Below are 24,944 nucleotides of genomic sequence, written 5' to 3' on the forward strand. Positions count from 1 at the left end.
AAATGCCAGAATTACCAGAAGTAGAAATTGTCAGACAATCACTAGACAAAAAAATCAAACAAAAAACTATTAAAAAAGTAATCATTAGAAATAAAAATCTTAGATTCCCAATTCCAAAAAATTTTTCTACTTTCCTTAAAAATAAAAAAATTGCTAAAGTTGATAGATTTTCAAAATATTTAATAATAAATTTTAAGAGTAGTGGTTTTTGTATAATACATTTGGGAATGTCAGGTACAATTCATGTTTTAAGTAAAAAACAAAAATCAAAATTTACCAATACAAGTTTTTATCACTCTCCAATACTTCCGAATAAACATAATCATATTGAATTGATATTTAATTCTTTAAAAGTAATTTATAACGATCCAAGACGATTTGGTTTTTTTGAACTGATTGAGACTTATGATGATTTAAAAAATAGATTAAAAAACTTAGGACCAGAACCATTTAATTCAGAATTTAACTTAAATTATGTATTTAAATATTTTAAAGGAAAGAATAAAAGTATAAAAAACTTTTTATTGGATCAAAAATTTGTTTCAGGTATTGGTAATATTTACGCAAGCGAAATTTTGTTCTTAAGTAAAATTAATCCTTTTAAAAAAGCAAGCTTATTATCCATTGATGATTGTAAAAAAATAATTTTAAATTCAAAAAAAGTACTTTCAAAAGCAATTAAAAAAGGAGGATCAAGTATAAGAGATTTTAAAGATGCTTCAGGTATTTTGGGAAATTTTCAAAAGGAATTCAATGTTTATCAGCAAGAGGGATTAAGATGTAAAACAAGAGGTTGTAGAGGTACTATAAAAAAAAAAATTATATCAAATAGATCCACTTTCTTTTGTGTTTCCTGTCAAAAATAGTTAAATATTTAGTTGACCACTTTAAGATCTCAAGCTATACCCCTGCGCATGGCAAACACAAAATCAGCTATTAAACGTATAAGACGTATTTCTAAGCAAACAGCTGTAAATAAAGCTAGAAAAAGTAGATTTAGAAATGCATTAAAGAAGATGAACACTTTAATTGATGCCAAAAAGAAAGATGAGGCATTAAAATTTTTACCTAAATTAAACTCAGAGTTGATGAAAATAGCCAAGACTGGAATAATTAAAAAGCAGAACGCATCAAGAAACGTTTCAAGAATTACTAAGAAAATTTCAACAATATAAAATTATAAATATCTATTTTTTAGATATAAAAATTTAACACATCATATAACAAGTATAAAAAAAAAATTACTATATTTAGATTTAGTAAACGTATGAATATAGCAAATACAATTTATATTTGATTCAATCTACGTTTGATTCAATTAGAAATTTTATAAATTGTTTTGTTATTCTAATTAATACAAAAAAAATTCTTTTAAAAAATTTTGAAAAAAATAATGCGACAATCAAAACTACAATCGTAGATTTTATTTTTTTTTATATTTTTTTATTAACTTGTTGCAAATTTTTTTAAATCGTTCTAACTGAGATTTCTCCATATATTTTATGAACAAACCTATAAATACAAAAAATTTAACTAATATAAACTCAGATAGCTTTGATTGGGAGTTGGTTCAAGCTGAGATGAGAAATAAACTAGGTTTAGAGGTTTATGAAAGTTGGTTAAAAAAAATAACTTTTGTAGAAGAATTTAATAATTATTTATTATTATCAGTCCCTACAAGATTCATAAGAGATTGGATTACTTCAAGATATTTAGACCAAATATTGCAAATAGTTAGATTGAACAAAAAAGATATAATCAGAATAGAATTTAAAATTGTAGAACAAGCTAAAAATAATTTTACCGAAAAAAATCAAAAAATAGAAAATAATACTAACCAAAATATTTCATTTATTAAAGATTCTTATCTTCAATATAATCGTATTGATCCAAACAAAAGGTTTGATAACTTCATAACGGGAAGTAGCAACAGACTTGCATATGAAGCTTCTTTAAAAGTTTCAGAAAATATTTCTCATTATAATCCATTATACATTTATGGTGGAGTTGGAATGGGTAAAACTCATTTGTTAAATTCTATAGGCTTAGAATTAAAAAAAAATAATAAAGTTATGTTCATTTCAGCAGAACGTTTCATGTATCAGTTCGTTAAATCTATCAAAGCAAATGACATGGTTAAGTTTAAAGAATATTTTAGGAACACAGATATTTTACTAATTGATGATATTCAATTTATAAGTGGAAAAGAAGCTATGCAGGAAGAGTTTTTTCATACTTTTAATGCTTTACTAGATAAAGGATCTCAAATAATTGTTTCTGCTGATAGAGCTCCAAACAAATTATCAAGAATTCAAGAAAGAATTAAATCTAGATTTTCTGGAGGACTAGTAGTTGATATTCAAAAGCCTGATCTTGAATTAAGAAAAAAAATAGTCGAGAAGAAAACTGAAGAATTAAATAATTTGTATTCAGATCAACTAAGTGTTTCTAAAGAAATTCAGAATTTTATTAGTTCTGAAATTACAGGAAGTATTAGGGAGTTAGTTGGAGCAATTAATAGAGTTGTTTCTTTTTCAAGAATTTATAACAAAGCCCCAAATTTATCCGAAACAAAAGTAGTTTTAAAAGATTTGCTAAATCTTGCAGAAAATAAAGTTACAATTGATTTAATACAGACAATTGTTTGTAAATTTTTTAAAATTAGTAAAAATGAAATGTTATCCTCTAGAAGGTCAAGATATTTAGTAAGACCTAGGCAAACAGCGATTTATTTAACGAAAATTTTAACCTCAAAATCATTACCAGAGATAGGAAGAGAATTTTCAAATAGAGATCACACAACTATAATTCATTCGGTAAAAACAATTGAAAAATTAAAGGAAAAAGATACTGAAATGGTTGAGAATATTAATAAGTTAAAAAACCAGATATTGTATAATAATAAAGAAAATGAAATTTAACGTAAATCAGCAAGATCTCCAGCAAGCATTAAATTATTGCCAAGGTGTTATAGAAAAAAGAAGTACACTACCAATACTTTCAAATATTCTATTGGATGTGAGTAATTCAAATTTAACAATTACTGCTACTGATTTAGATTTAATATTTATTCATAAGTTGAGCAATGTTGAGATTATTGAAGAGGGAAAAACAACGACAACTTCATCGATAATGTATGATATTATTAGAAAGCTCAATTCAGGAAAAAAAATAAATTTATCTTTAACAGATGTAAGTAAATTACAAGTCGAATCCGAGAAATCCATTTTTAATTTAAATTGTATTAGTGCAACAGAATTTCCATTAACTGACGAAAATTTTAATGAAAATGAATTTGTTATAAAATCAAAACAACTTTTAAAACTTCTAAATAAATGTAAATTTTCAGTTTCAAATGATGAGACCAGACATTATTTAAGTGGAATTTATTTTCATCAAACTGAAGTTGAGGATAAAAATTATTTAACAGCAGTTGCAACAGATAGTCATAGAATGTCAATTTCTAAAATTAGACTAGATGAAAAAATTGATTTTGAACCAATTATTTTACCTAAAAAAACAATCTTTCAACTTTGTTCGTTATTAGATAATTATGATGGCGATGTAAAAGTATCAAATGTTAAATCAAAAATTAAATTTGAATTAAATAATAGTATTTTAATATCTAAACTTATTGATGGAAAATTTCCAAATTATATTCAAGTAATTCCTAAAAATAATCAAAAAAAATTAGAAATAGATTTAAAGTTATTTTTAAATTCAGTAGATAGAGTTGCCTCTGTTTCTTTAGATAAAAAAGATGGTGTGAAATTTAATTTATCAAAAGACACACTGGATTTATCTGTGAACAATACAAATAGTGGTGATGGTAAAGAAACATTAAATGTTAAATTTGAACATGATTTAGAAATAAGCTTTAATTCTAGATATTTGTTAGACGTTGCTTCACAACTTGATGGAGATAGAGTGGAAATATATTTTAATGATACAGGCTCTCCAGCTTTAATAAAAGATCCAGGTGATTTTGATAGTATTTATGTTGTTATGCCTATGAAAGGCTAGTTTAATAAATCAAGTTCAGTATATATATCTTTTTCTAAAGTTTTTATAAATTCTTCCTTGGGTAGGCCAGCAGAAATTGGTTTTAAAATTGATATTGATATTGTCTTATGACTATTTTTAGGACCGTTTTTAGGCCAAACATAGCCAGAATTAATTGCTATTGGCTGGCATGTTACCTTCAGTTCTTCATAAATTCTAGAAGCTCCTTTTTTAAACATTGGTCTTTCATCTGGTTGAACTCTAGTTCCTTGAGGAAATATTATTAATGGTCTATTCGAGGTGTTTATCATGTGAGATATGTCTTTAAAAAAATCTAAATTATCTTTTGTTACCTTGTTTCGTTTAATTGATATTGAGCCTATTTTTTTTAAATACCAACCGAATATAGGTATTAACAGCAACTCTTTTTTAAGAATAAATACTGGTGAATTAAAAATTGTTTGTAAATAAAAAGTTTCAAACATTGATTGATGAGATGCAGCAATAAAAAATTTTTCATTTTTAACAATATTTTCTTTTCCTTTAACAAAAATTTTAACAGATAAAATTGTTTTTAAGCAAAAACCTGTCCAATAACCCATTAGTTTTCCACCAATTAAAACAATTTTTCTAGGTAAAAAAAATGCTGGCAAAAAAATTAAAGAGATAAAAATTATTCCAGTAAAAAATGCTATCGAAAATAAAAAGTTTCTTATCATTGTTTCAAAAGCTATATTAAATCTTTGTGCTTTTGTCTTTTTCTGATTATTTTAATTTTTGATCCTTTAATTAATAATTCAATTGGTTTTGGTCTTAAATTGTAGTTTGAGCTTAACGACATTCCGTAAGCCCCAACATCACAAATTGCAATTAGGTCTTTTTCTTTTAACTCTTGAAATTTTTTTAAAGTTATAAATTTATCTGTACTCTCACATATTGGACCAACGAATTCATATGTTTTATTTGAGAGTTTAGTTGATTTTATAACTGGAAGAGTTGTGTGTAATGCACCATAAAGAGCTGGCCTCATTAAATCGTTCATTGCTGCGTCTAGAATTATAAATTTTTTTTTATCACTATCTTTAATATAAACCACTTTAGTAATTAATGTTGCTGTATTACCAATTATTGATCTTCCTGGCTCAAATATAATTTTAACTTTATGTTTTGTTAAAAATTTAAGAATAGCGTTATTATATTTTTTATAATTTAGTTGTTTATTTTTATTAGAATAGGCTATGCCCATTCCACCGCCTAAATCTATGTATTGAAATCTATGATTTGTCTTATTTAAAATTTTATCAACTGCTATAAGCATTTTTTCATATGGTTTATGATCTAAAATTTGACTTCCAATATGAACACTAAGACATTGTAGGTTAATATTTTTTGAATTTTTACAGTAATTTACTATTTCATAAAAAGTTTCTTTATTTACTCCAAATTTATTTTCTTTTTTCCCAGTTGAAATTTGACTTAAAGTTTTTGGATCTGTATTGGGATTAAGTCTTACTCCAATACTTATTTTTTTGTTTTTTGCGTTGGCAATTTTATTAATTTCTTTTATTTCACTTAAAGATTCTGCATTAATTAATAATATTTTTTTTTCAATTGCAAAATTTATTTCTTTTGATGTTTTACCAACACCTGAAAAGACTATTTTATTTGGACTTATTCCTGCTTTCAAAGCCATCATTAGTTCTCCCATGGAAACTACATCAGCTCCTAATCCAAGTTTTTTGATTACTTTTATTAAATTAACGTTAGTGTTAGATTTGACTGCAAAGCAAATTAAAGGTGAGAAAGATTTAAAATTTTTTTTAAATTTATTTATATTTTCTTCTAATTTTGTTTGAGAATAACAATAAGATGGTGTTCCGTATTTGTTGGCAATTTCAGAAAAACTAATTTTTTCTATAGTTAGTTTGTTATTAATGTACTTCATTAAGCTATATTAATTAAAACTGCTTCAATTTCTGCTTTTTTATCAGGATCTACATACTGAGGATCTCCTTTTTTTCCACAAGAAATCAAAGTGCAACAAAATAATATAATTAACGTAATTTTTTTAATCATTTTTGTTTTTTATAATTCATTATCATTTTTTTAATATTATCAAAAGATGTTCCTCCATATGATTTTTTAGAGTTTATAGAATTATTTAAATCAAATACTTTTAAAACATCCTCTTTTAATTTTGGTTCAATTTTTTTTAGTTCTTCTAAAGTTAATTCATTTAATTTTTTTTTCTTTTTCTCTGAAAAATTAACAATAGCAGCAGTTTTTTGATAAGCTTTTCTAAATGACATCGAATGATTTTTAACTAAATAATCAGCTAGATCAGTTGCGGTTGTGTATCCATTATTTGCAAGTTCAAGCATTTTTTTCTTATTTGGTTTACAATTTTTGAGCACCTCATCTAAAATTTTTAAACAATTCATTAAAATATCATTTGATTTAAAAACAATTTCTTTATCATCTTGTAAATCTTTGAAATAAGACAATGGCAAGCCTTTTAAAATCGTTAGCATTGAAAATAAATTTCCATAAGTAGACCCTGATTTTCCTCTTAAAAATTCAAGTAAATCAGGATTTTTTTTTTGAGGCATTATTGATGACCCTGTCACAACTTTGTCAGATAAATTGATCAGGTTAAATCCATCAGAATTCCAAATTATAAGCTCTTCAGCGATTCTAGAAATATGCATTGAGCATACGGAAGTTGCATACAAGAAATCTAAAACAAAATCTCGATCTGAAACAGTATCTATAGAATTTTTTGTTGGTCTGTCAAAACCAAGTTTTCTTGTTGTAAAGTTCCTATCTATATTGAATGAAGTACCAGCTAAAGCTGCAACACCTAAAGGATTTTCATTTAGACTATCCAGATTATTCAAAAATCTTTTTTTATCTCTACTAAACATTTCTACATATGATAATAAATAATGAGCAAAAGATATTGCTTGAGCATTTTTTAAATGTGTGAATCCTGGCATAATAGTTTCTACATTTTTTTCAGCCAACTTAATTGTACTTTTAATAACTTGATTAATATTAGTATTAATATCTTTAACTGCATCTTTGATCCAAATTTTAAAATCAGTTATTACTTGATCGTTACGTGATCTTGCTGTGTGAACATATCCTGCTTCTTCTCCAATAATTTGAAAAAGTCTCTTTTCAATATTCATATGAATATCTTCATATTTTTTATTAAATTCAAATTTATTTTTTAAAATTTCTTTATTAATTTTATTTAGACCATAAATAATTTTATTTTTAATTTTAAATGAAATAATTTTTTGCTTGAAAAGCATTTCTGTATGAGCAATTGATCCTAGAATATCCTGTTTATAAAGACGTTTATCTATATCGATGGAGTTTCCTATTTTTTGAAATAAACTTGAGGCATTTTTTTTTATACGTGTATTCCATATTGCTTGGTTGTTTTTATTTTTTGCCATGATATTTAATTATACCTATTTAACATGAGATTTTTAATATTATTTATTTTTTTGATAACAAATGCATTGGCCGAGAAAGTATCTGGAATAAAAAATATTGTAGTACATAAAGAGCCAAAAACATATGATAATGTTATTTTTTTAAACAAAAATAATAAAGAAATTAATATTAATAATTATCAAGAAAGTTTGTTGATATTAAATTTTTGGGCTACTTGGTGTGAACCTTGTAAAAAAGAAATGCCATCTTTAGACAATCTTAAAAAAAATTATGGTCTAAATAACTTAAAAATTTTTGCAATCAATATCGGTAAAGACAATCCAAAGAAAGTTAATGAGTTCTTTGAAAACCTAAATATTACAAGCTTTGATCCTTTTTTTGACTCACCCAATACATTAGCAAAAATTTTTTCTTTAAGGGGTGTTCCCACAACAATTTTATTTAATAAAGATGGAAAAGAATTTGCTCGTATTATGGGCTCCATTGATTTTGAAGATGACAACTTTGTTAATTGGATAAAAAAATATAATTAATTTTTAAAAAAATAAGCAAACCCCACTAAAGCAAGAATGGCAACAAATTGTAAAAGAACTCTTAATTGCATCAATTTGTTTGAATATTTTTTACTCGTTTCCCCACCTTTAAATAGGGTTCCAATACCCAGAATTAAAACAATGCCCACTGCAACAAGAAGTACTATTGATATTATTTTAACAAATATTCCTGAAATCATTTAATTATAGTAGAGTATTTTTTATAATAAAAAACATAATAAATCATTCTATGACATTTTGCCTAAATTCAATCATCATCAAACCAGAAGATGGGACGGAAATTAAGAATGCGATAGTATTACTTCATGGGTATGGCGGAGATGGAAAAGATATAAGCATGTTAACTTTAAATTGGAAAAGACATTTACCAAATACAGTTTTTATTTGTCCTAATGGACACGAAAAGTGTGCAATTAATCCATCAGGATATCAATGGTTTGATTTAACAAAAGAGGACTCTTCTTATATCCTTAATGAGTCAATTAAAGCTGAAAATGTTATTAAAAAATTTATTGAGGAAGTTAAAACAGAATTTAACTTATCACATCAACAAATTTGTTTATCAGGCTTTAGTCAGGGTTGTATGATGTCTTTGAATGTTGGTCTTACTTCAAATGAAAAGTTTTTATGTATTGTAGGATTTTCTGGTAAAATAATAGATCAAATTAATTTAAAAGATAGAATTAAAAATAGTACAGATACATTATTAATTCATGGTGATGATGATCCAATTGTTCCATCGACACATTTACTTGAAGCTAAAGATTTTTTAATTCGAAATAATATTCCAATAGAGACATTATTAATAAAAAATTGTGATCATCACATTCCTATTGAAGCATCAAGTACAGCCTTAAATTATATTTTAAAAAAAATTTAACATTTGACCATATTGATTATGTTCTCAAACTAAGTTAATGTTTTAAAGTGAACAATTTTATTGAACAAGACGTATCATTAGAAAAATGTCCTGCATTAGTTCTCAACGCTGATTATAGACCTCTTAGCTACTATCCACTATCGTTATGGTCGTGGCAAGACACAGTAAAATCAGTTTTTCTTGATAGAGTTATCATTGTAAGTCATTATGATAGAACTATCAGAAGTCCATCATTTAATATGAAGTTACCAAGCGTTATCGCTTTAAAAGACTACATTGTCCCTCAAACGAAACCAAGTTTTACTAGATTTAATGTTTTTTTAAGAGATAAATTTTCTTGTCAATATTGTGGAAGTAATGAGGAACTTACTTTTGATCATTTGCTTCCAAGATCCAAAGGTGGAGAAACAAATTGGGATAATGTTGTTACAGCTTGTTCAGCTTGTAATGTAAAAAAAGGTGGAAAATTATTAAAACATTCAGGAATGAAATTAAATCAATATCCTTTTAGACCTTCAACAGAAGATTTACATAAAAATGGTAAGAACTTTCCTCCTAATTTTTTACACAAAAGTTGGATGGATTATTTATATTGGGATGTTGAGTTAGAAGCCTAAATTTTTTCAGAAATATTAATTGCAATTTTAGAACCAGTTTTAATTATTTTATCTAAAATGCTATAAGGTCCTTTTTTTGTTGCGCCCTTTTCATAAGCAATATCTTTATGATTAAGTTCATCTTTTCTAAACTTTGTAATTTTGTCTTTGAGAAATTTTTCTTCTTGATCTAACTGATTGATTTGATTTAAGTAGTGCTCATCAATTACTTCTTCCACAGATGCTGTGCACAACATGGCTGCTTTTTTTCCTAATAAAGTAGAACCAAATCCCAAACCAACACCTAACAAATCCCATAGTGGTAAAAGTTTTGTAGGAGTAATATTTCTTTTTTTAATTTCGTTTTCAAAGAATTCACTATGTTCTTTCTCATGAATTCTCATATCTTCTATGATTTTTTTCAAATTTTCATCTTTTACAAAAGTGTTTAAAGCTAATAATTGACCTTCATATATTTTTACAGCCCCGCGTTCACCAGCATGATCTACCCTTATAAATTCTTCAATTTTTTTTTTACTTACTTTTGGCATAGTTTAAATATATTTTTAATGTATTCATTGTAATTAATATAGAAATTAGAATATTATAGGTTGTAAGAGATAATCCAAAAATTTTAAATGTTACATCTTTGCAGCTTACTTTTTGTTCCTGAAATTGTTTTAAAATTTCTTCTTTTGAAGTTACTCCTGAGCCATTTTTTAGGTCACAAACTAATGATTCCTCAATAAATCCTTGTTCAATACCAAAATGATAAACTGATAAAATAGTTGCTGTTAAAAAAACTATTATTAATAAAACCAAATATATTTTTTCAAACTGAGAAAATTTATAATTCAAAAGTATAATTACTATTGCAATTACATATGGAACTCTTTCTAAAATACAAAGATTGCATGGTTGATGACCTAACACATACTCAATAAAGAATGCTGATATTAAAGCGACGAAACTGACTAATAAAATTAGGTTAAGCAACAATGATTTGTTATTAAGCATTAAATTTAAAAATTAAAAATATAATACCTAACAATATAACTATTAAAATTCCAATTATAGTGAACCATTTTGATCCATGTTTTTCCATGAATTCAGTAAATAAGTCACCAAATTTATAAGATAAATAAGCAATAATAAAAAATCTAAGACTTCTCGAGATTAAGCTTACAATAATAAATACAGGGAAATTAAAAGCAATAATACCACTCGCAATAGTAAATGCTTTATAGGGAAGTGGAGTAAATCCTGCTAGAAAAAGAACACTGAGCCAGGTAAAAAAACCTGATCCTTGAGACAAACTTATTTTCAAATTTTCTACTTTATTTTCATAACCATAAAATTCAATTACATGAATAGCTAAATCATGAAACAAATAACCAATTAAATATCCAAAAATTCCACCTAAAACTGAAAATATAGATGCGATTAAAAATATTTTAAAATATTCTTTTTTTTTAGCAATCACCATCGGTATTATCATTACATCTGGTGGTATAGGAAAAAATGAACTTTCAGTGAAAGAAACAATGCTTAAATATAATTTTGAACTTTTGTGAGCAGCTAAATTTAAACACTTTTTATAAAGACTTTGGAACATTTTTTGGTTTTAATATAATTTTAGTTCTTATACTATTTAATTATAATTTAATTTAATGGGCGAATGGCGGAACTGGTAGACGCGCACGACTCAAAATCGTGTTTCGCAAGAAGTGAGAGTTCGATTCTCTCTTCGCCCACCAAAGTTTATGAATATAAAACACCAAAATAATCTTTTAGAACTATTTTATAATCAGTATACAAAAGAAAAAGCTGATCAGATTTTTTTAAAATCCTTAAAAAATCCAAATGATAAGTTTTCTTGGAGAGATACTTATTTGAATATTTTAAAGTTAAGCAATGAGCTTAAATCTTTAATTCAAAAAAAAGATAGATGTTTATTAATTTCAGAAAATAGACCTGAGTGGATGATAACTGATTTAGCGATAATGTTAGCTGGTGGAATTACGGTGCCAGCCTATACTACTTACACAGAGAGAGATTATGAATATTTAATTGATGATTGTAATCCATCAGTAATAATTGTTTCAGATCAAGTTCAATATAATAAAATTAATAATATAATCTCTACAAAGCCATTTATAAAAAAGATTATCACCTTTGATCAAATTAACAGTCAATCAGATACTAGATGCACTAAAGATATTTTTTCGAAGAACGATTATGAAGAGATCGATTTTTTAAAGTTAGAAATTTCAAGAAAAGACGTAGCTTGTATTATTTATACATCAGGGACCCAAGGTAATCCCAAGGGAGTAATGCTAAGCCATGGGGGAATTTTAAATAATTGTGAAGGCTCTATTTCACTTTTAAGAGAAATAATATCTTACAAACCTAAATTCCTAACCTGGTTACCATTATCTCATTCTTATGAACACACTGTTCAGTTTGTCCAAATAGCAATAGGCGCCGAAGTTTACTATGCAGAAAGTATAGATAAGTTAATTAAAAATATGGGAGAATGTAGCCCAGATATTATGACAGCTGTTCCAAGATTTTATCAAAATCTTTATCAAAAAATTAATTCAACATTTAATAAAGCTACTGGTTTTAAAAAAACTCTAATAAACAAAATGCTTTACCTTGGAGAAAAAGTACTAACCAATCAAAAACTTACTTTTTTTGAAAAAGTGCAAAATACGATTTGTGAAAAAATAGTTAGAAAAAAAATAAAAGCTCAATTTGGGGGTTCTTTAAAGGCATTTATTTCTGGTGGAGGTGCACTAGATAAAGAAGTAGGTGTTTTTTTAAATTCAATAGGGTTACCAACTTTGCAAGGGTATGGTTTAACTGAAACTTCTCCAGTTGTAAGTTGTAACCCAATAAAAGATATAAGGATAGATACAGTAGGTCCTGCTTTTAGTGGTAATGAAGTAAAGATTGCTGATGATGGTGAAATTCTGGTCAAAGGCGAAAATGTCATGTTAGGCTATTGGAATAAAAAGGAAGAAACTGAAAAAGTTTTAAAGGATGGCTGGTTATATACTGGAGATATAGGGCATTTTGAAAATGGATATCTAAAAATCACTGATAGAAAAAAAGATATTTTAATTACACCAGGTGGTGACAATATTTCTACAGTAAAAATTGAAAATGATTTACTTAAAATTGAATTTGTAGAACAAGCATTAGTTTATGGAGATAATAAACCTTATTTAGTAGCTATTTTAGTTTTAAATAAAGATACAAGTAATGTCTCTGATGAAAATATTTCAAAAGAAATAGAAACAATAAATAAAAATTTATCTAAGATAGAAAAAATAAAAAAATTTTTTGTAATTAAAGATCAATTTACAATTGAAAATGGATTAATGACACCAACTTTAAAGTTAAAAAGATATAAAATTATTCAAAAGTATAAAACTGAAATAGAAAATCTTTATTAAATAATTATTAATTAATAGTTTATTTATCGCATAAATATTAACTAAATTAATAAAAAATTTTTTAAAAAAAAATAAAAAATAAAAAATAATTTTTTTAAAAATTAACTTCTAATTAATGATTTGACATAAGTTATATAAAAAAATAAAAATAAACTAACAGCGAATCAAATTGATTCGCTAAACTAAAAAGGGAGCTAAAGATGCCTAAGAAAAGAAAAAAAGCGGCAAAAAAAACTAAGAAAAAAGCTGCAAAGAAAACTAAGAAGAAAGCTAAGAAAAAAGCTAAGAAAAGAAGAAAATAATAACTTAGTATTCTTTACAAAAAACGCTTCTCATAACTTTTTGTGTGAGAGGCGTTTTTTTTATTCGTCTAAAGGTTCGTCAGTTTCAGAAATAGGTTCTTCGACAGGTAAATCAGCAGTTGGAGTTTTAGGAGTAGCGCTGATCGCTTGTGTTTGTCCACCAACATTTCTCTTTAATGCTTTATCTAATTTTTTTTGAGTGTCTTCTGGCGATAAATTTAAAATTATCTGAAATTCTGACTGCATTCTCTCATAAGCTTTTTCAAAAAGTTGTCTTTCACTATAAGATTGATCAACCATAAGATCATCACCTTTGTTTAGATCTCTTACAACTTCAGCTAATTCATAAATTTTACCAGATGAAATTTTTGCCTCATATTCCTGTGCTCTTCTACTCCACATTGATCTTTTGATTTTTGGTTTACTTTTTAATATGGAGACACATTTATTTACTTGATTAATTGTTGCTAAAGGTCTTAGGTGAGACTGTTTGTTAACAGGTACCATACCATTAGCTTTATCTTTTTCAAATTTGATAACATATGTTTCAACATCAATACCACCGATATTTATTTTTTTAAATTCTGTAATTTGACCAACTCCGTGTTTTGGATAAACGACATAATCTTTAATTTTAAATTCTCTTTTTTCAGTTTCTTGTTTTTTAACTTTTTTTATTTCAGGTTTAACCTCATTAGTTTTTGATATTCTTAAATTATCTACTTTTGGTTCATCTGGCGTTTCAGTAGTTTTTGAAACTTTTTGTATTTTAGGTGATTTATTTGGAATTTTTTTTAATACTTTTTTGGTTTTTTTTATTACTACTTTTTTAACTTTTTTAGTTTTAGGTTTTGCAGTTTTTTTAATTTTGGTAACTTTTTTCTTTTTAACTTTTTTTGTCATTTCTTTGTCTGATTTGCCTTTAAAGATTTTCTTTAAAATACTTTTCGTACTTATTTTGCTCATTTTTAAATTTTTCGTGATCCGCAGGGGGATCTTTTTTCTCACTTATGTTTGGCCAGATTTCTGAATATTTTTTATTGATCTCTAACCATTTTTCGCTTCCAGGTTCTGTATCTGCTTTTATAGCATCAACGGGGCACTCTGGCTCACAAACGCCACAATCTATACACTCATCCGGTTTAATTACAAGCATATTTTTACCTTCATAAAAACAATCAACCGGACAAACGTCTACACAATCAGTAAGTTTACACTTAATACAATTATCGTTTACAATATAAGTCACTCTTTACTTTCCTCTTTTACTCTATGCTTAATATCCCCCATAGTTTTACTGTCAATGTATAAAAGTCCCGCCAATCTTCTCATAAGATTTGTTTCATACATATCTGCATCTTCATTAGAATAAATAATTGACCAAAGAGCTTCCACTATTTTAATTTTATCTTTTTCAGGTAAATTTTTAATTTCTCTTGTGAAGTCTAAAATTTGGTTTGAATTTTCCTCAATAATTTTTGCATCTTGGATAGTTTTTGTGATTTTTTCACTTTCAAGGCCCAACTCTAGAAGTGTTTTTTTAATTATTTCCTCTTCTTTGTCAGTATAATTTTCATCTATTTTTGCAGCATGGATCAATAAAGCACAAACTTTTACTATAAAATTATTCTCTTCTTTTTTATCTGTCTTTTTAAAAAACATAAAATTAACCTAACTTGAGATTTTTAAGAACTTTAAATGGATTTTCATTTGAAACTTTTTTGTTCTGTATCTTTTTAAATTTTTTAACAGGATTATATTTAAAAAACATGTCTAGTTCTTTCTCATAAGTTTTATAACCCATTTTTTGCAATAATTTTTTAAAGTTCTCTTTGCTGCACCCTAAAAGATTTAACATTTCAGGTATCATTTTTATTTCATTATTTTCTTTTGAAGTAGCATTAATAATTTGTACAAACAGTCTTTCAAGAATATCTATTCTTACAAAAAAATTATCAAATTTTTCAAATCCACAGAGAAGCATAAAGTTTTTATTTTGAGAATCTTTATCTTCTAAAAAATTCAATCCAAAAGTTGGTGGTTTTAAATTATAGAATTTTTGATGAAAATTTTTCCACAATAAGGTTCTTAAAGATACAGCATCTGGTTTTATAAGCTGATAAAGGAATACATGGTATCTTCCAAATTTTACACCCAATTCTCTAAGTACTTTTCTATCTATTTGTTCAAGATTTTTTAAATAATCAGAAACTTGTTCTCTTTTTAAAACACCATTATTTTCATAAAGCTGATAAGCTAAAGCTTTAATCGAAGACTTATCTTCTTTAATGTTTTTTAAATCTATTAAACTTTTCAAGACATCGCTTATTTTAGAGTTTAACCATTTTTGAATAAAATCATTTAGTTTTTGTTTTGGATTTTGTTCAATAATGTCATCAACAACTAAAGTAAAATTAGGACTTAAATAATCATTTCCTGGTAATAGTCTAGCAATTGGAAATTCATTCCAATATATTTTAAAATCCTCTTTTAAATCTATTAATCCTGTATCTACAATTGACTGAATTCTTTTATCAAACTCAGGTCCAATTGATTGTCTAGCAGCTTTTTTTAATGACTTTATATCAGTTTCAAGAGAGCCTTTTTTTAAATCTAATTCTAATTTCAAACCTTTGATTTTACCAATAAACTGATCATCTATTTTAACGTCATTGTTCTGTAATATTTCAGTTTTGAATTCCATGTCTTGTTTTAAACCTCTTGCAAGTATACTTGCTCTTTTGTCGATAAAAGTCTTGGTAAGTTCTTCATGAAGTCTGTCAGAAAGTCTATCTTCTAAATGTTTTGTTTTTTCTATCCAATAATTTTGATTTTCTACCCAATTATTTTTATTTGAAACATAAGACCAAGTTCTTACATTTGCAATTCTATTTGATAAAGAATCTACATTTCCCTCTAATTTATCAAGTTTCATGAGCTGTAATCTCATGTAATCTTCTGAAATTAGACCTTTTTCACTGTTTAAAAATTTAAAAACATTTCTGATCACTTCATAATGATTGCCGTAGGTTTTTTTAACAAAATCAGGTATCTGACAACATTCCCATAATAATTTGAGAGTTCTTTCGTTAAATTCTAGATTATTTTTTTCATCTTTTATAAAATATTTTAGCGCTCTTTCATCCTCACATTCGTGAACTTTTCTTAACCATTCCATCTGGGGTCTTTCTTCAAGACTTTTAATCAGTGAATTTGGGTTATTGAAATTAAGATCAGAATTTCTCCAGAATAAAGTTCTTATTTCTTCAAATTTATGTCCTTCAATTAATTCGACTTCTTCAGGTGAAATTTCTTTACAATCACCAGTTATTCCAAAACCACCATCATTTAAATATCTTCCAGCTCTTCCCGCTATTTGACCTATTTCAGATAAATTTAATTTTCTTAATTTTTTTCCATCAAATTTTTTAAGATTTGAAAAATATACATAATCTAGATCCATATTTATTCCCATTCCAATAGCGTCAGTGGCTACTAAAAAATCGACATCTCCAGATTGGTAAAGTTCTACTTGAGCATTTCTCGTTTTAGGACTTAATGAACCCATAACTATAGCTGCCCCACCCTTTTGTCTTCTTATTAATTCTGCTATTGCATAAACTTCCTCCGCTGAAAAAGCTATAATTGCAGTTTTTCTATTTATCCTTGATATCTTTTTATGTCCGGCATAAGTGAGTTTTGACAATCTATCTCTATTAATAAACTCTAAATCCTCGTTTAATTTAGATATGATGTTTTTAATAGTACTAGAACCCATTAGCATCGTAAGTTTTTCACCTCTTAAATTTAATAATCTATCTGTGAATATGTGACCTCTTTCATGATCTGCACACATTTGGATTTCATCTATGCCCACAAATTCTAAATGTTTTTCAATAGGCATTGATTCGACTGTGCATAAATAATATTTTGCGTTTGTAGGAATTATTTTTTCTTCACCAGTAATTAAAGCAACTTTGTCTATACTAATTTTTTTTATTACTTTATCGTAAACCTCTCTTGCTAATAATCTTAATGGGAACCCAATCATTCCGCTGTCAAAAGATAGCATTGTGTCAATTGCAAGATGAGTTTTACCTGTGTTTGTTGGACCAAGAACAGCTGTAATTTTATTTTTAGGCATTTCTATCTTTGGTGTATAATTTTTTTTACCTACCAGATATTGTTAGTGCTAAAGAACAAAAATAGACTAAAACATGACCGAATCGGAGGGTAAAAAGTTCTCATTTTTATATTAATATTAATGAGAATATCATAATTGAGATTAATTCTATAATAGTAATTTAATAAAATAAAAATGACCAATAAACTTTGGGAAGCATCTTTAAAAGAGAAAAAAAATTCAAATCTTTATGCTTTTGAAAAATTTATTTCAAATAAAATCAAAAAAAAATTTAATTTAAATTACAAAACTTTTTTAAATTGGACTGTTAAAAATTCTCCTGAGTTTTGGAATTATTTTTGGGAATTTTCAGAAATTAAAGGATTGAAAAGTAAAAAAAAAATTAAAAAATCTAAAATATTTCATAAAAATTTATTCTTACCAGGTAGTAAGTTAAATTTTGGTGAGAATTTATTGTCAAAAAATAATGATGATAAGGCAATCACTTTTGTAAGCGAAAATGGCTTTAGAGAAGAAAAATCTTGGAGAGAATTAAATTTAAGTACAGGCAAAATTGTAAAGTTTTTAAAGGAAATTAAAATTAAAAAAGGAGACAGAGTTGCAGCTTATATGCCTAATACTATCGAGACAGTTGAGGCGTTTATAGCAGCGTGTACTATAGGAAGCATTTGGTCATCATGCAGTCCTGATTTTGGTATTAAAGGTGTTGTTGAAAGATTTTCTCAAATTAATCCAAAAGTTTTGTTCATTACAGACCAGTATTTTTACAACGGGAAAAAAATTAATGTATTAGAGAGATTATCTGAAATTTTAAAATCTATTCCATCAATTAAAAATGTTGTGATTGTTAATTATCCTGGAAAAAAATATGTCACTAATAAAAGTAAATATAAGAAAATAAATTTAATTAAATGGCGTGAGATTATTCAAAATCAATCTGAAAAAATAAATTTTAAAAAGTATGATTTCGAAAGCGAGTTGACTATTTTATATTCAAGTGGAACAACTGGAAAACCAAAATGTATCTGCCATAGAACTGGTGGAGTTCTTCTTCAACATAAGAAAGAACACCAATTACATTGCGATATAAAAGAAAATGATAATGTGTTTTATTTTACCACTTGTGGTTGGATGATGTGGAATTGGTTAGTAAGCTCGTTAGCTTCAAAGGCATCAATAGTACTTTTTGATGGTTCTCCAATGTATAAATCAAGTGATTTACTTTTAAAAATAGCACAAAGAGAAAAAATTACTCTGTTTGGAATTAGTGCTAAATATATTGATGCTCTAAGAAAATTAGAACCTAATCTTAAATTTAAATATAAACTTCAAAAACTAAAAACAATATGTTCAACAGGTTCTCCTTTATCAAGTGAAGGTTTTAAATATGTTTACAAAAATATTAAAAAGAAAGTTCATCTCTCATCTATTTCGGGTGGTACAGATATTGTATCATGTTTTGTTTTAGGAAATATATATCAGCCAGTAAATATTGGTGAAATACAAAATTCCGGCTTAGGTTTAGATATTGATGTCTTTAATGATAGCGGCAAATCTTTAAAAAATTCTAAAGGTGAACTAGTTTGTAAAAATCCATTTCCATCAATGCCTCTTAAATTTTGGAATGATAAAAATGACGTAAAATTTAAAAAAGCTTACTTCAATAGATATAAAAATACTTGGCATCATGGGGATTATGCTGAAAGAAGAAATACCGATGGTTTTATTATACATGGAAGATCTGACACTACCCTTAATCCAGGAGGTGTAAGACTTGGGACTGCTGAAATATATTCTGAGGTTGAAAAGTTTAAAGAAATTAAAGAAGCACTAGTAGTTGGTCAATCTTGGGATAATGATATCAGAATAATTCTTTTCGTTGTAATGAGTAATGAATACATACTTAATGATTCTTTGCTTAATAGAATAAAAACTCAAATAAGAATAAATGCATCACCAAGACATGTCCCTAGCAAAGTAATTGTTGTAAAAGATATTCCAAGAACCAAAAGTGGTAAAATTGTTGAGCTTGCAGTTAAAAGCACTATAGAAGGAAGTGTTGTTAAAAATAAAGAAGCTTTAGCAAACCCAGAAGTTTTAAAACAATACAAAAATTTGAAACAGTTAAGTTATTAAATGTTAAAAAATATAGTTAAAGATTTAAAACCATCTTCTACCCTAGCAATTAATGAAGCTTCAAAAAAACTTGAGGATGAAGGAAAAAAAATATTTAAATTTGGTTTTGGACAATCACCCTTTAAAGTTCCACAAGACGTAGTAGAGGAGCTTAAAAATAATGCTTATCAAAACAAATATTTGCCTATGCAAGGCCTTTCAGAACTAAGACAGTCTGTTGCAAAATACACATCAAAGAAAAAAAATTATGAATATAATTCTGAAAATGTCATCATAGGACCAGGCTCTAAAGAGTTGATGTTTTTACTTCATGTAATATTCGATGGTGAAATTATATTGCCTGCACCTAGTTGGGTTTCTTACGCGCCACAAGCAATATTAGGAAGAAACAAAATTCAAATTTTACAAACAAAAAGAGAAAATAATTGGTTCCCTACAGCTCAAGAAATAGAGGAAATAATATTAAAAGATAAAAATAAAAATTATTTATTATTTTTAAATTCCCCCAATAATCCTTCAGGACAAGTTTGTGAAAATTTGGAAGAGATTTCTAATATTGCAAATAAACATAATCTTATAATTTTATCTGATGAGATATATTCTGAACTGACTTTTACAAAAAATTATAAGTCTATTTCAAATTTTTGTCCTGAAAAAACAATTATCAGTACCGGCCTAAGTAAATGGTGTGGAGCTGGTGGTTGGAGATTGGGATATTTTATTGTTCCAGAGAGCTTAAACGACATAAAAAACATGATTAATGTTTTAGCCAGTGAAACCTTTTCAGCAGTAAGTGCGCCTATCCAATATGCTGCAATAAAAGCATATGAAAACAATCATAGTAAATACATTAATAAATCTAGAAATATTTTAAATGCTGTCGGCAATTATGTTTATCAAAATTTAAAATCAAACAAAATTTTAATTAATGAACCTCAAGGAGGTTTCTATTTAATGCCTGAATTTTTAAATTCTAAATTTAAAACTTCATCAGAAATGTGTGAAAATATTTTAAAAGAAACAGGTGTTGCATTATTACCTGGATCAGATTTTGGATTTAATGAAAGTAAAATGCTTGCAAGATTAAGCTTTACTGATTTTGATGGAGAAAAATTCATGAATAGTATTAAGGATGATCAATCTATTGATTTTAATATAATCGAAAAGTTGGCACCAAAGGTTGTAGAAGGTGTTGATAATTTAAAAAAATGGTCAGAAAATCTTTAAAATCAACCTATACATTTATTATAATTTTTTGGTAAGATTAATTTATAAAAAATAACGACATACAATTATAGAGAGGGAAAAATAATGAAAAAAATAATCACATCCCTATCAAGTGCTTTACTGATTTTATTTGCATCACTGTCCTTAACTACAGTTGCTAAATCAGCTGAGTTCTTCACGATAGGAACTGGTGGACCTACTGGAGTATATTTCCAAACAGGTAACGCTATATGTAAAATGCTTCATAAATCAGCAATTAGTGCTGAGCATGGTAGAAAAAAAGGTACAGCTAAAGCGTATAGATGTACTGCTCCATCGACAGGTGGTTCAAACTACAATATTGGACAAATAGCAGCTGGAGAATTTCAATTTGGTGTAGCTCAATCTGACTGGCAATATCACGCAGTAAATGGTTCAAGCAAATGGGAAGGAAAACAGTTTAGTGATTTGAGAGCTGTGTTTTCAGTTCACAATGAACCTTTTCAAATTTGGGCTAGAAAAAAAGCAAGAATTAAAGATTTTGCAGACTTAGAAGGTAAAGTAGTAAACATTGGTAACCCTGGTTCTGGTCAGAGAGGAACTATGGAAGAGCTAATGAAAGCTATGGGTGTTGATAATAGTTTCTTTAAATCAACAACAGAGTTAACTTCTTCAGAGCAAGTGAAAGCTTTATGTGATGGTAAAATTGATGCATTTGGTTATTCGGTTGGATTTCCAAATGGTGCAATGGAACAAGCAGCAACTTGTGCCGCTAAAGCATCTCCAATCAATTTGACTGGACCAGAAGTTCAAGGCTTAATTGATGGTGCTGATTATTATGCGCAGGCTGTAATTCCTAAAGGCACTTATACAAAACAGAAAAAAGATGCTACTACATTTGGTGTTAAAGCAACTGTGGTAACTTCGGCAGATGTTTCTGAAGAATTAGTGTACTTAGTTACAAAAGCAGTTTTTGAAAACTTTGATGATTTCAAAAAACAACATCCAGCATTTGGATTTTTGGAAAAGAAAAACATGATTAAAGATGGTTTATCTGCTCCACTACATCCTGGTGCAATTAAATATTATAAAGAAGCTGGATTAATGTAATCTAAGTTTTTTACTTTTTAAAAGGCCTGGTAATTTTTACCGGGCCTTTTTTTTATGGTATGAATATTTCTTATGAGTGATTCAATTAGCGCCAATATAAAAAATAAAATAAGCGAGGATTTATCACCAACTAGAAACATTACTGGATTTCATTTAAAGTTAGTATCTGCAATAGCTATCATTTGGTCCTTATTTCAACTTTGGTACGCATCACCATTTCCATTTATGTTGAATATAGGAATGTTCAAAGGTTTACCGGCTAGAGCAATACATTTAGGATTTGCATTAACTTTAGCATTTTTAATCTACCCAGTAACAAAAGGAAAAAAAATTTCATTTTTTGATATTATTGTAAGTTTTGTGGGTGCTTTTTCTTGTCTCTATATTTATTTTTTTTATGATCAATTAGTAGAGAGGGGCGGTGTCCTTTTAAGTTTCAAAATCACTGATACATTCAATTTTCCAGTAGAATTAATTTTAGGAGGATGTGGTATTTTAATTCTTTTAGAGGCCACAAGAAGAGCAATTGGATTACCTTTGGTAATCATTGCAACTTGTTTTTTATTATTTTCATATTTTGGTAGGTATGCACCAGAAATAATTTCTCATGGAGGCTTGTCTTTAAATAGATTGGTAGGATTTCAATGGTTGGATCAAGAAGCAATATTTGGAATCCCTATTGGGGTTTCCGTAGATTTTATTTTTCTGTTCGTTTTATTTGGAGCCTTACTTGAAACGGCAGGTGGTGGTAAATATTTTTTAGATTTAGCCTTTGCGATGGTTGGTAAAATGAGAGGTGGACCAGCCAAAGCCGCAATTCTAGGTTCAGGAATGACTGGCTTAATTTCAGGATCATCAATTGCTAATACCGTAACTACTGGAACATTTACTATTCCAATAATGAAAAAAACAGGTTTCTCTAAAGAAAAGGCAGGTGCAATTGAGGTTTCATCATCTGTAAATGGACAAATAATGCCGCCTGTGATGGGTGCCGCAGCATTTGTAATGGCAAGTTTTATTGGAGTTACTTATTTTGAAATAGTTAAACATGCTTTTTTACCTGCAATTATTTCCTATATTGCTCTATTTTATATATCTCACCTAGAAGCTTTAAAATTAAATCTTAAAGGAATGGACGATGCGGACGTTCCTAATTTGAAAAAAACATTTTTATCTGGAATTCACTTTTTAATTCCTATTTTTGTTTTAATTTATACTCTTGTTTATTTAAGGTTTACTGCCTCGTATTCAATTTTTTATGCAACAATTACTTTAATTTTAGTAAATCTAATCAACTTAATAATTAAAAATAATTATTCTAAAGATTCTTTTAAAGAATGGTTTAATCAAACAATCGTTGGTTTTGAAAAAGGAGCATTAAATATGGTTGCAGTTGGCATTGCAATTGCTACAGCTGGTATCATAGTAGGTGCAGTTGGCTCAACAGGCTTAAGTACAAACTTAATTATTGTTATCGAATCTATTGCTAAAGATAATGTCACAATACTATTATTTTTAACTATAATTTTGTGTTTATTGTTAGGAATGGGTTTACCAACCACTGCAAATTATGTTGTTGTTGCATCTTTGATGGCAACTGTTTTAGTTGATGTTGGTAATGCATCTGGATTTATTTTTCCATTGATTGCAGTCCATTTATTTGTTTTTTATTTTGGATTGATGGCAGATGTAACGCCACCAGTAGGTTTAGCTTCTTATGCAGCTGCGGGAATATCTGGAGGAGATCCATTGAGAACTGGTGTTCAAGCCTTCTGGTATAGTTTAAGAACAGGAATATTACCAATAGTCTTTTTGTTTAATCATGAACTTTTACTTATTGGTATTGAGAATATCTGGCATGGGCTTATTGTTATTATAACTTCACTAATTGGAATTTTAGTTTTTACATCAGCAACTCAAGGTTGGTTTATAAATAAGCTTAAATGGTATGAGATTATTATTTTTTTAATTATTTCTATTTCTTTGTTGTCTCCAGATTTTGTTTTAAATAAATTTTATCCAAAATATAATTATGAAGAAATTAGTAAAATAAATTCATTAAAATTAGATTCAGAAAAAGAAATTCAAATTAAAATAACAAGACCTAGTTTATATGGAGAAAGATATAAACTTTTTGTAATATCGAAAAATACATTTGAGGATCATTTTACTCTAGAGGATTATGGGATTACTTTATTAGAGCAGGATGAAAAAATAATAGTTGATAATTTAAAATGGAATGGAGAAGCAAAAAAAAATGGTTTTGAAATGGGAGATTATATCAGTGAATTCAAAATTGAAAATTCTGATAGACCATCGAAAAATATAGTTTATCCAATTGCTTTAATTTTATTAGTTATTTGTGGATATTTTAATATCAGAAGAAAGGAATGAATTAACCACCTGGACCTAAGTTTGAAGGTTTAACTTTTAAAATTTTCCAAACTCCAGTTGCTGATGTTATAATTTTATTGTTACATTTTAGCTCACAAAATAAAAATATTAATGTATTTGTTTTTTTTAATATTTTTGTGTGCCCAATAACTTCATCACCAACTTTTGAGGCACCAATAAATTTAATATCTAACGAAATAGTTACACATGGAGCATTACCAGCAGATCTGTGAGCTGCGGTTCCGGCACCAGCATCTATTAATGCTGATAGATAGCCTCCATGAGTTATTCCTGCAGCATTTAAGTGATTTTCATTTATAGTAGATTTAAATTCATATTCAGTTTCAGAGATGTTTCTAAACAAAACACCTCCATTATGTTTCATGAACCCTTGGGTTAAACTTATTTGTTCAAACTCATTACTCATAAAATTTACAATACAATTGTTAATAGCAATAATAACAATGTAATTATTATAAAAAAGTAAATTACTGATTTTTGTAAAGAAGCTTTTAATAACCAATCAATCATTTTTATCCTTTTTGGTGGACCGCCCAGAACTCGAATCTGGAATCTCCCGGTTCGTAGCCGAGCGCCTTATCCAATTTGGCCAGCGGTCCAATATTAATTTTATTAAAGATACTGTATTTTATGGTTTTATTAACAAATTTTGTTCAATTAAAACACAGCTTTG

General features: G+C 27.3%; 25 protein-coding genes and 2 tRNA genes. 13 read left to right on the forward strand and 14 right to left on the reverse strand.

Annotated elements, in window-relative coordinates; translation table 11 throughout:
* The first annotated feature begins 2 nt into the window (after nucleotides 1–2).
* From mutM to dnaN, 4 genes are all read left to right on the forward strand, one after another.
* Entirely contained in the window at nucleotides 3–866 is an 864-nt protein-coding gene (gene mutM / locus ACTTAR_RS05510; RefSeq protein WP_440681328.1) for a bifunctional DNA-formamidopyrimidine glycosylase/DNA-(apurinic or apyrimidinic site) lyase, read from the forward strand.
* Nucleotides 867–914: 48 nt separating this feature from the next.
* A complete protein-coding gene (rpsT, locus tag ACTTAR_RS05515; protein ID WP_440681327.1) occupies nucleotides 915–1,175 on the forward strand; it encodes a 30S ribosomal protein S20 in 261 nt (86 codons plus the stop codon).
* Between the two features lie 327 nt (nucleotides 1,176–1,502).
* On the forward strand, nucleotides 1,503–2,921 hold the full coding sequence (gene dnaA / locus ACTTAR_RS05520) for a chromosomal replication initiator protein DnaA (protein WP_440681326.1): 1,419 nt from the start codon (nucleotides 1,503–1,505) through the stop codon (nucleotides 2,919–2,921).
* A complete protein-coding gene (dnaN, locus tag ACTTAR_RS05525; protein WP_440697915.1) occupies nucleotides 2,911–4,023 on the forward strand; it encodes a DNA polymerase III subunit beta in 1,113 nt (370 codons plus the stop codon). The genes dnaA and dnaN overlap by 11 nt, the downstream gene beginning before the upstream one ends.
* Here dnaN and ACTTAR_RS05530 read toward each other — a convergent pair.
* Genes ACTTAR_RS05530 through argH form a run of 4 tightly spaced genes read right to left on the reverse strand, consistent with a single transcriptional unit; the run spans nucleotide 4,020 to nucleotide 7,466 of the window.
* Nucleotides 4,020–4,721, reverse strand: a complete 702-nt coding sequence (locus tag ACTTAR_RS05530; RefSeq protein ID WP_440697917.1) for a lysophospholipid acyltransferase family protein — start codon at nucleotides 4,719–4,721, stop codon at nucleotides 4,020–4,022. The genes dnaN and ACTTAR_RS05530 overlap by 4 nt on opposite strands.
* Before the next feature lie 11 nt (nucleotides 4,722–4,732).
* Nucleotides 4,733–5,947 carry a diaminopimelate decarboxylase gene (gene lysA / locus ACTTAR_RS05535; RefSeq protein WP_440681323.1) on the reverse strand — a complete coding sequence of 405 codons (1,215 nt, stop codon included), beginning with the start codon at nucleotides 5,945–5,947 and terminating at the stop codon, nucleotides 4,733–4,735.
* Nucleotides 5,947–6,078, reverse strand: a complete 132-nt coding sequence (locus ACTTAR_RS05540; RefSeq protein ID WP_440681322.1) for a hypothetical protein — start codon at nucleotides 6,076–6,078, stop codon at nucleotides 5,947–5,949. The genes lysA and ACTTAR_RS05540 overlap by 1 nt, the downstream gene beginning before the upstream one ends.
* Nucleotides 6,075–7,466 (reverse strand): argininosuccinate lyase, encoded by a 1,392-nt coding sequence (gene argH, locus ACTTAR_RS05545; RefSeq protein ID WP_440681321.1) that lies wholly within the window; start codon nucleotides 7,464–7,466, stop codon nucleotides 6,075–6,077. The genes ACTTAR_RS05540 and argH overlap by 4 nt, the downstream gene beginning before the upstream one ends.
* 24 nt (nucleotides 7,467–7,490) lie before the next feature.
* Between argH and ACTTAR_RS05550 the strand changes: the two genes are divergently transcribed.
* Nucleotides 7,491–8,000 (forward strand): TlpA family protein disulfide reductase, encoded by a 510-nt coding sequence (locus ACTTAR_RS05550; RefSeq protein WP_440681320.1) that lies wholly within the window; start codon nucleotides 7,491–7,493, stop codon nucleotides 7,998–8,000.
* On the opposite strand, the gene ACTTAR_RS05555 is transcribed toward ACTTAR_RS05550, so the two are convergent.
* Nucleotides 7,997–8,200, reverse strand: a complete 204-nt coding sequence (locus ACTTAR_RS05555; RefSeq protein WP_440681319.1) for a twin transmembrane helix small protein — start codon at nucleotides 8,198–8,200, stop codon at nucleotides 7,997–7,999. The genes ACTTAR_RS05550 and ACTTAR_RS05555 overlap by 4 nt on opposite strands.
* 50 nt (nucleotides 8,201–8,250) lie before the next feature.
* Here ACTTAR_RS05555 and ACTTAR_RS05560 point away from each other — a divergent pair, with 50 nt between their 5' ends.
* A complete protein-coding gene (locus ACTTAR_RS05560; protein WP_440681318.1) occupies nucleotides 8,251–8,901 on the forward strand; it encodes an alpha/beta hydrolase in 651 nt (216 codons plus the stop codon).
* Between the two features lie 47 nt (nucleotides 8,902–8,948).
* Entirely contained in the window at nucleotides 8,949–9,518 is a 570-nt protein-coding gene (locus ACTTAR_RS05565; RefSeq protein WP_440681317.1) for an HNH endonuclease, read from the forward strand.
* Here ACTTAR_RS05565 and ACTTAR_RS05570 read toward each other — a convergent pair.
* From ACTTAR_RS05570 to ACTTAR_RS05580, 3 genes are read right to left on the reverse strand one after another with little or no spacing between them, the layout of a single operon-like run.
* On the reverse strand, nucleotides 9,515–10,048 hold the full coding sequence (locus tag ACTTAR_RS05570; RefSeq protein WP_440681316.1) for a demethoxyubiquinone hydroxylase family protein: 534 nt from the start codon (nucleotides 10,046–10,048) through the stop codon (nucleotides 9,515–9,517). The two genes, ACTTAR_RS05565 and ACTTAR_RS05570, sit on opposite strands and share 4 nt — an antisense overlap.
* On the reverse strand, nucleotides 10,032–10,514 hold the full coding sequence (locus tag ACTTAR_RS05575; protein ID WP_440681315.1) for a disulfide bond formation protein B: 483 nt from the start codon (nucleotides 10,512–10,514) through the stop codon (nucleotides 10,032–10,034). The genes ACTTAR_RS05570 and ACTTAR_RS05575 overlap by 17 nt, the downstream gene beginning before the upstream one ends.
* Nucleotides 10,507–11,112 carry a YqaA family protein gene (locus tag ACTTAR_RS05580; RefSeq protein ID WP_440697918.1) on the reverse strand — a complete coding sequence of 202 codons (606 nt, stop codon included), beginning with the start codon at nucleotides 11,110–11,112 and terminating at the stop codon, nucleotides 10,507–10,509. The genes ACTTAR_RS05575 and ACTTAR_RS05580 overlap by 8 nt, the downstream gene beginning before the upstream one ends.
* Nucleotides 11,113–11,169: 57 nt before the next feature.
* On the opposite strand from ACTTAR_RS05580, the gene ACTTAR_RS05585 reads away from it, so the two are divergent.
* Nucleotides 11,170–11,254 (forward strand) — tRNA-Leu (locus tag ACTTAR_RS05585).
* A 6-nt stretch (nucleotides 11,255–11,260) separates the two neighbouring features.
* Nucleotides 11,261–12,958: an AMP-dependent synthetase/ligase gene (locus ACTTAR_RS05590; protein ID WP_440697920.1), complete on the forward strand. Its 1,698-nt coding sequence runs from the start codon at nucleotides 11,261–11,263 to the stop codon at nucleotides 12,956–12,958.
* Nucleotides 12,959–13,320: 362 nt separating this feature from the next.
* Here the strand turns inward: ACTTAR_RS05590 and ACTTAR_RS05595 are convergent, their stop codons facing one another.
* The 4 genes from ACTTAR_RS05595 to ACTTAR_RS05610 are packed head-to-tail and all read right to left on the reverse strand — an operon-like array spanning nucleotide 13,321 to nucleotide 17,404.
* The gene (locus ACTTAR_RS05595; RefSeq protein WP_440681307.1) at nucleotides 13,321–14,226 is read right to left on the reverse strand and encodes a CarD family transcriptional regulator; all 906 of its coding nucleotides are present in this window, start codon (nucleotides 14,224–14,226) and stop codon (nucleotides 13,321–13,323) included.
* A complete protein-coding gene (gene fdxA / locus ACTTAR_RS05600; RefSeq protein WP_075484280.1) occupies nucleotides 14,183–14,509 on the reverse strand; it encodes a ferredoxin FdxA in 327 nt (108 codons plus the stop codon). The genes ACTTAR_RS05595 and fdxA overlap by 44 nt, the downstream gene beginning before the upstream one ends.
* Nucleotides 14,506–14,922, reverse strand: coding sequence for a TerB family tellurite resistance protein (locus ACTTAR_RS05605; RefSeq protein WP_440697921.1), 417 nt, complete (start codon nucleotides 14,920–14,922; stop codon nucleotides 14,506–14,508). The genes fdxA and ACTTAR_RS05605 overlap by 4 nt, the downstream gene beginning before the upstream one ends.
* Before the next feature lie 4 nt (nucleotides 14,923–14,926).
* The gene (locus tag ACTTAR_RS05610) at nucleotides 14,927–17,404 is read right to left on the reverse strand and encodes a helicase-related protein (RefSeq protein WP_440697922.1); all 2,478 of its coding nucleotides are present in this window, start codon (nucleotides 17,402–17,404) and stop codon (nucleotides 14,927–14,929) included.
* Between the two features lie 174 nt (nucleotides 17,405–17,578).
* Here ACTTAR_RS05610 and ACTTAR_RS05615 point away from each other — a divergent pair, with 174 nt between their 5' ends.
* The 4 genes from ACTTAR_RS05615 to ACTTAR_RS05630 all read left to right on the forward strand — a co-directional run bounded on the left by ACTTAR_RS05615 (nucleotide 17,579) and on the right by ACTTAR_RS05630 (nucleotide 24,250).
* Complete coding sequence (locus ACTTAR_RS05615; protein ID WP_440697923.1) at nucleotides 17,579–19,540, forward strand: acetoacetate--CoA ligase; 1,962 nt, start codon at nucleotides 17,579–17,581, stop codon at nucleotides 19,538–19,540.
* On the forward strand, nucleotides 19,541–20,767 hold the full coding sequence (locus ACTTAR_RS05620) for a pyridoxal phosphate-dependent aminotransferase (protein WP_440681303.1): 1,227 nt from the start codon (nucleotides 19,541–19,543) through the stop codon (nucleotides 20,765–20,767).
* A gap of 84 nt (nucleotides 20,768–20,851) precedes the next feature.
* Nucleotides 20,852–21,856 (forward strand): TAXI family TRAP transporter solute-binding subunit, encoded by a 1,005-nt coding sequence (locus ACTTAR_RS05625; protein ID WP_262590104.1) that lies wholly within the window; start codon nucleotides 20,852–20,854, stop codon nucleotides 21,854–21,856.
* A 72-nt stretch (nucleotides 21,857–21,928) separates the two neighbouring features.
* Nucleotides 21,929–24,250: a TRAP transporter permease gene (locus ACTTAR_RS05630; RefSeq protein ID WP_440697924.1), complete on the forward strand. Its 2,322-nt coding sequence runs from the start codon at nucleotides 21,929–21,931 to the stop codon at nucleotides 24,248–24,250.
* Between the two features lies 1 nt (nucleotide 24,251).
* Here ACTTAR_RS05630 and ACTTAR_RS05635 read toward each other — a convergent pair whose 3' ends face one another.
* The gene (locus tag ACTTAR_RS05635; protein WP_262590106.1) at nucleotides 24,252–24,677 is read right to left on the reverse strand and encodes a PaaI family thioesterase; all 426 of its coding nucleotides are present in this window, start codon (nucleotides 24,675–24,677) and stop codon (nucleotides 24,252–24,254) included.
* Between the two features lie 116 nt (nucleotides 24,678–24,793).
* A tRNA-Arg gene (locus ACTTAR_RS05640) sits at nucleotides 24,794–24,870 on the reverse strand.
* Nucleotides 24,871–24,944: the final 74 nt, after the last annotated feature.

This window comes from Candidatus Pelagibacter sp. HIMB1709 (assembly GCF_052047635.1).
Lineage (GTDB): Bacteria > Pseudomonadota > Alphaproteobacteria > Pelagibacterales > Pelagibacteraceae > Pelagibacter.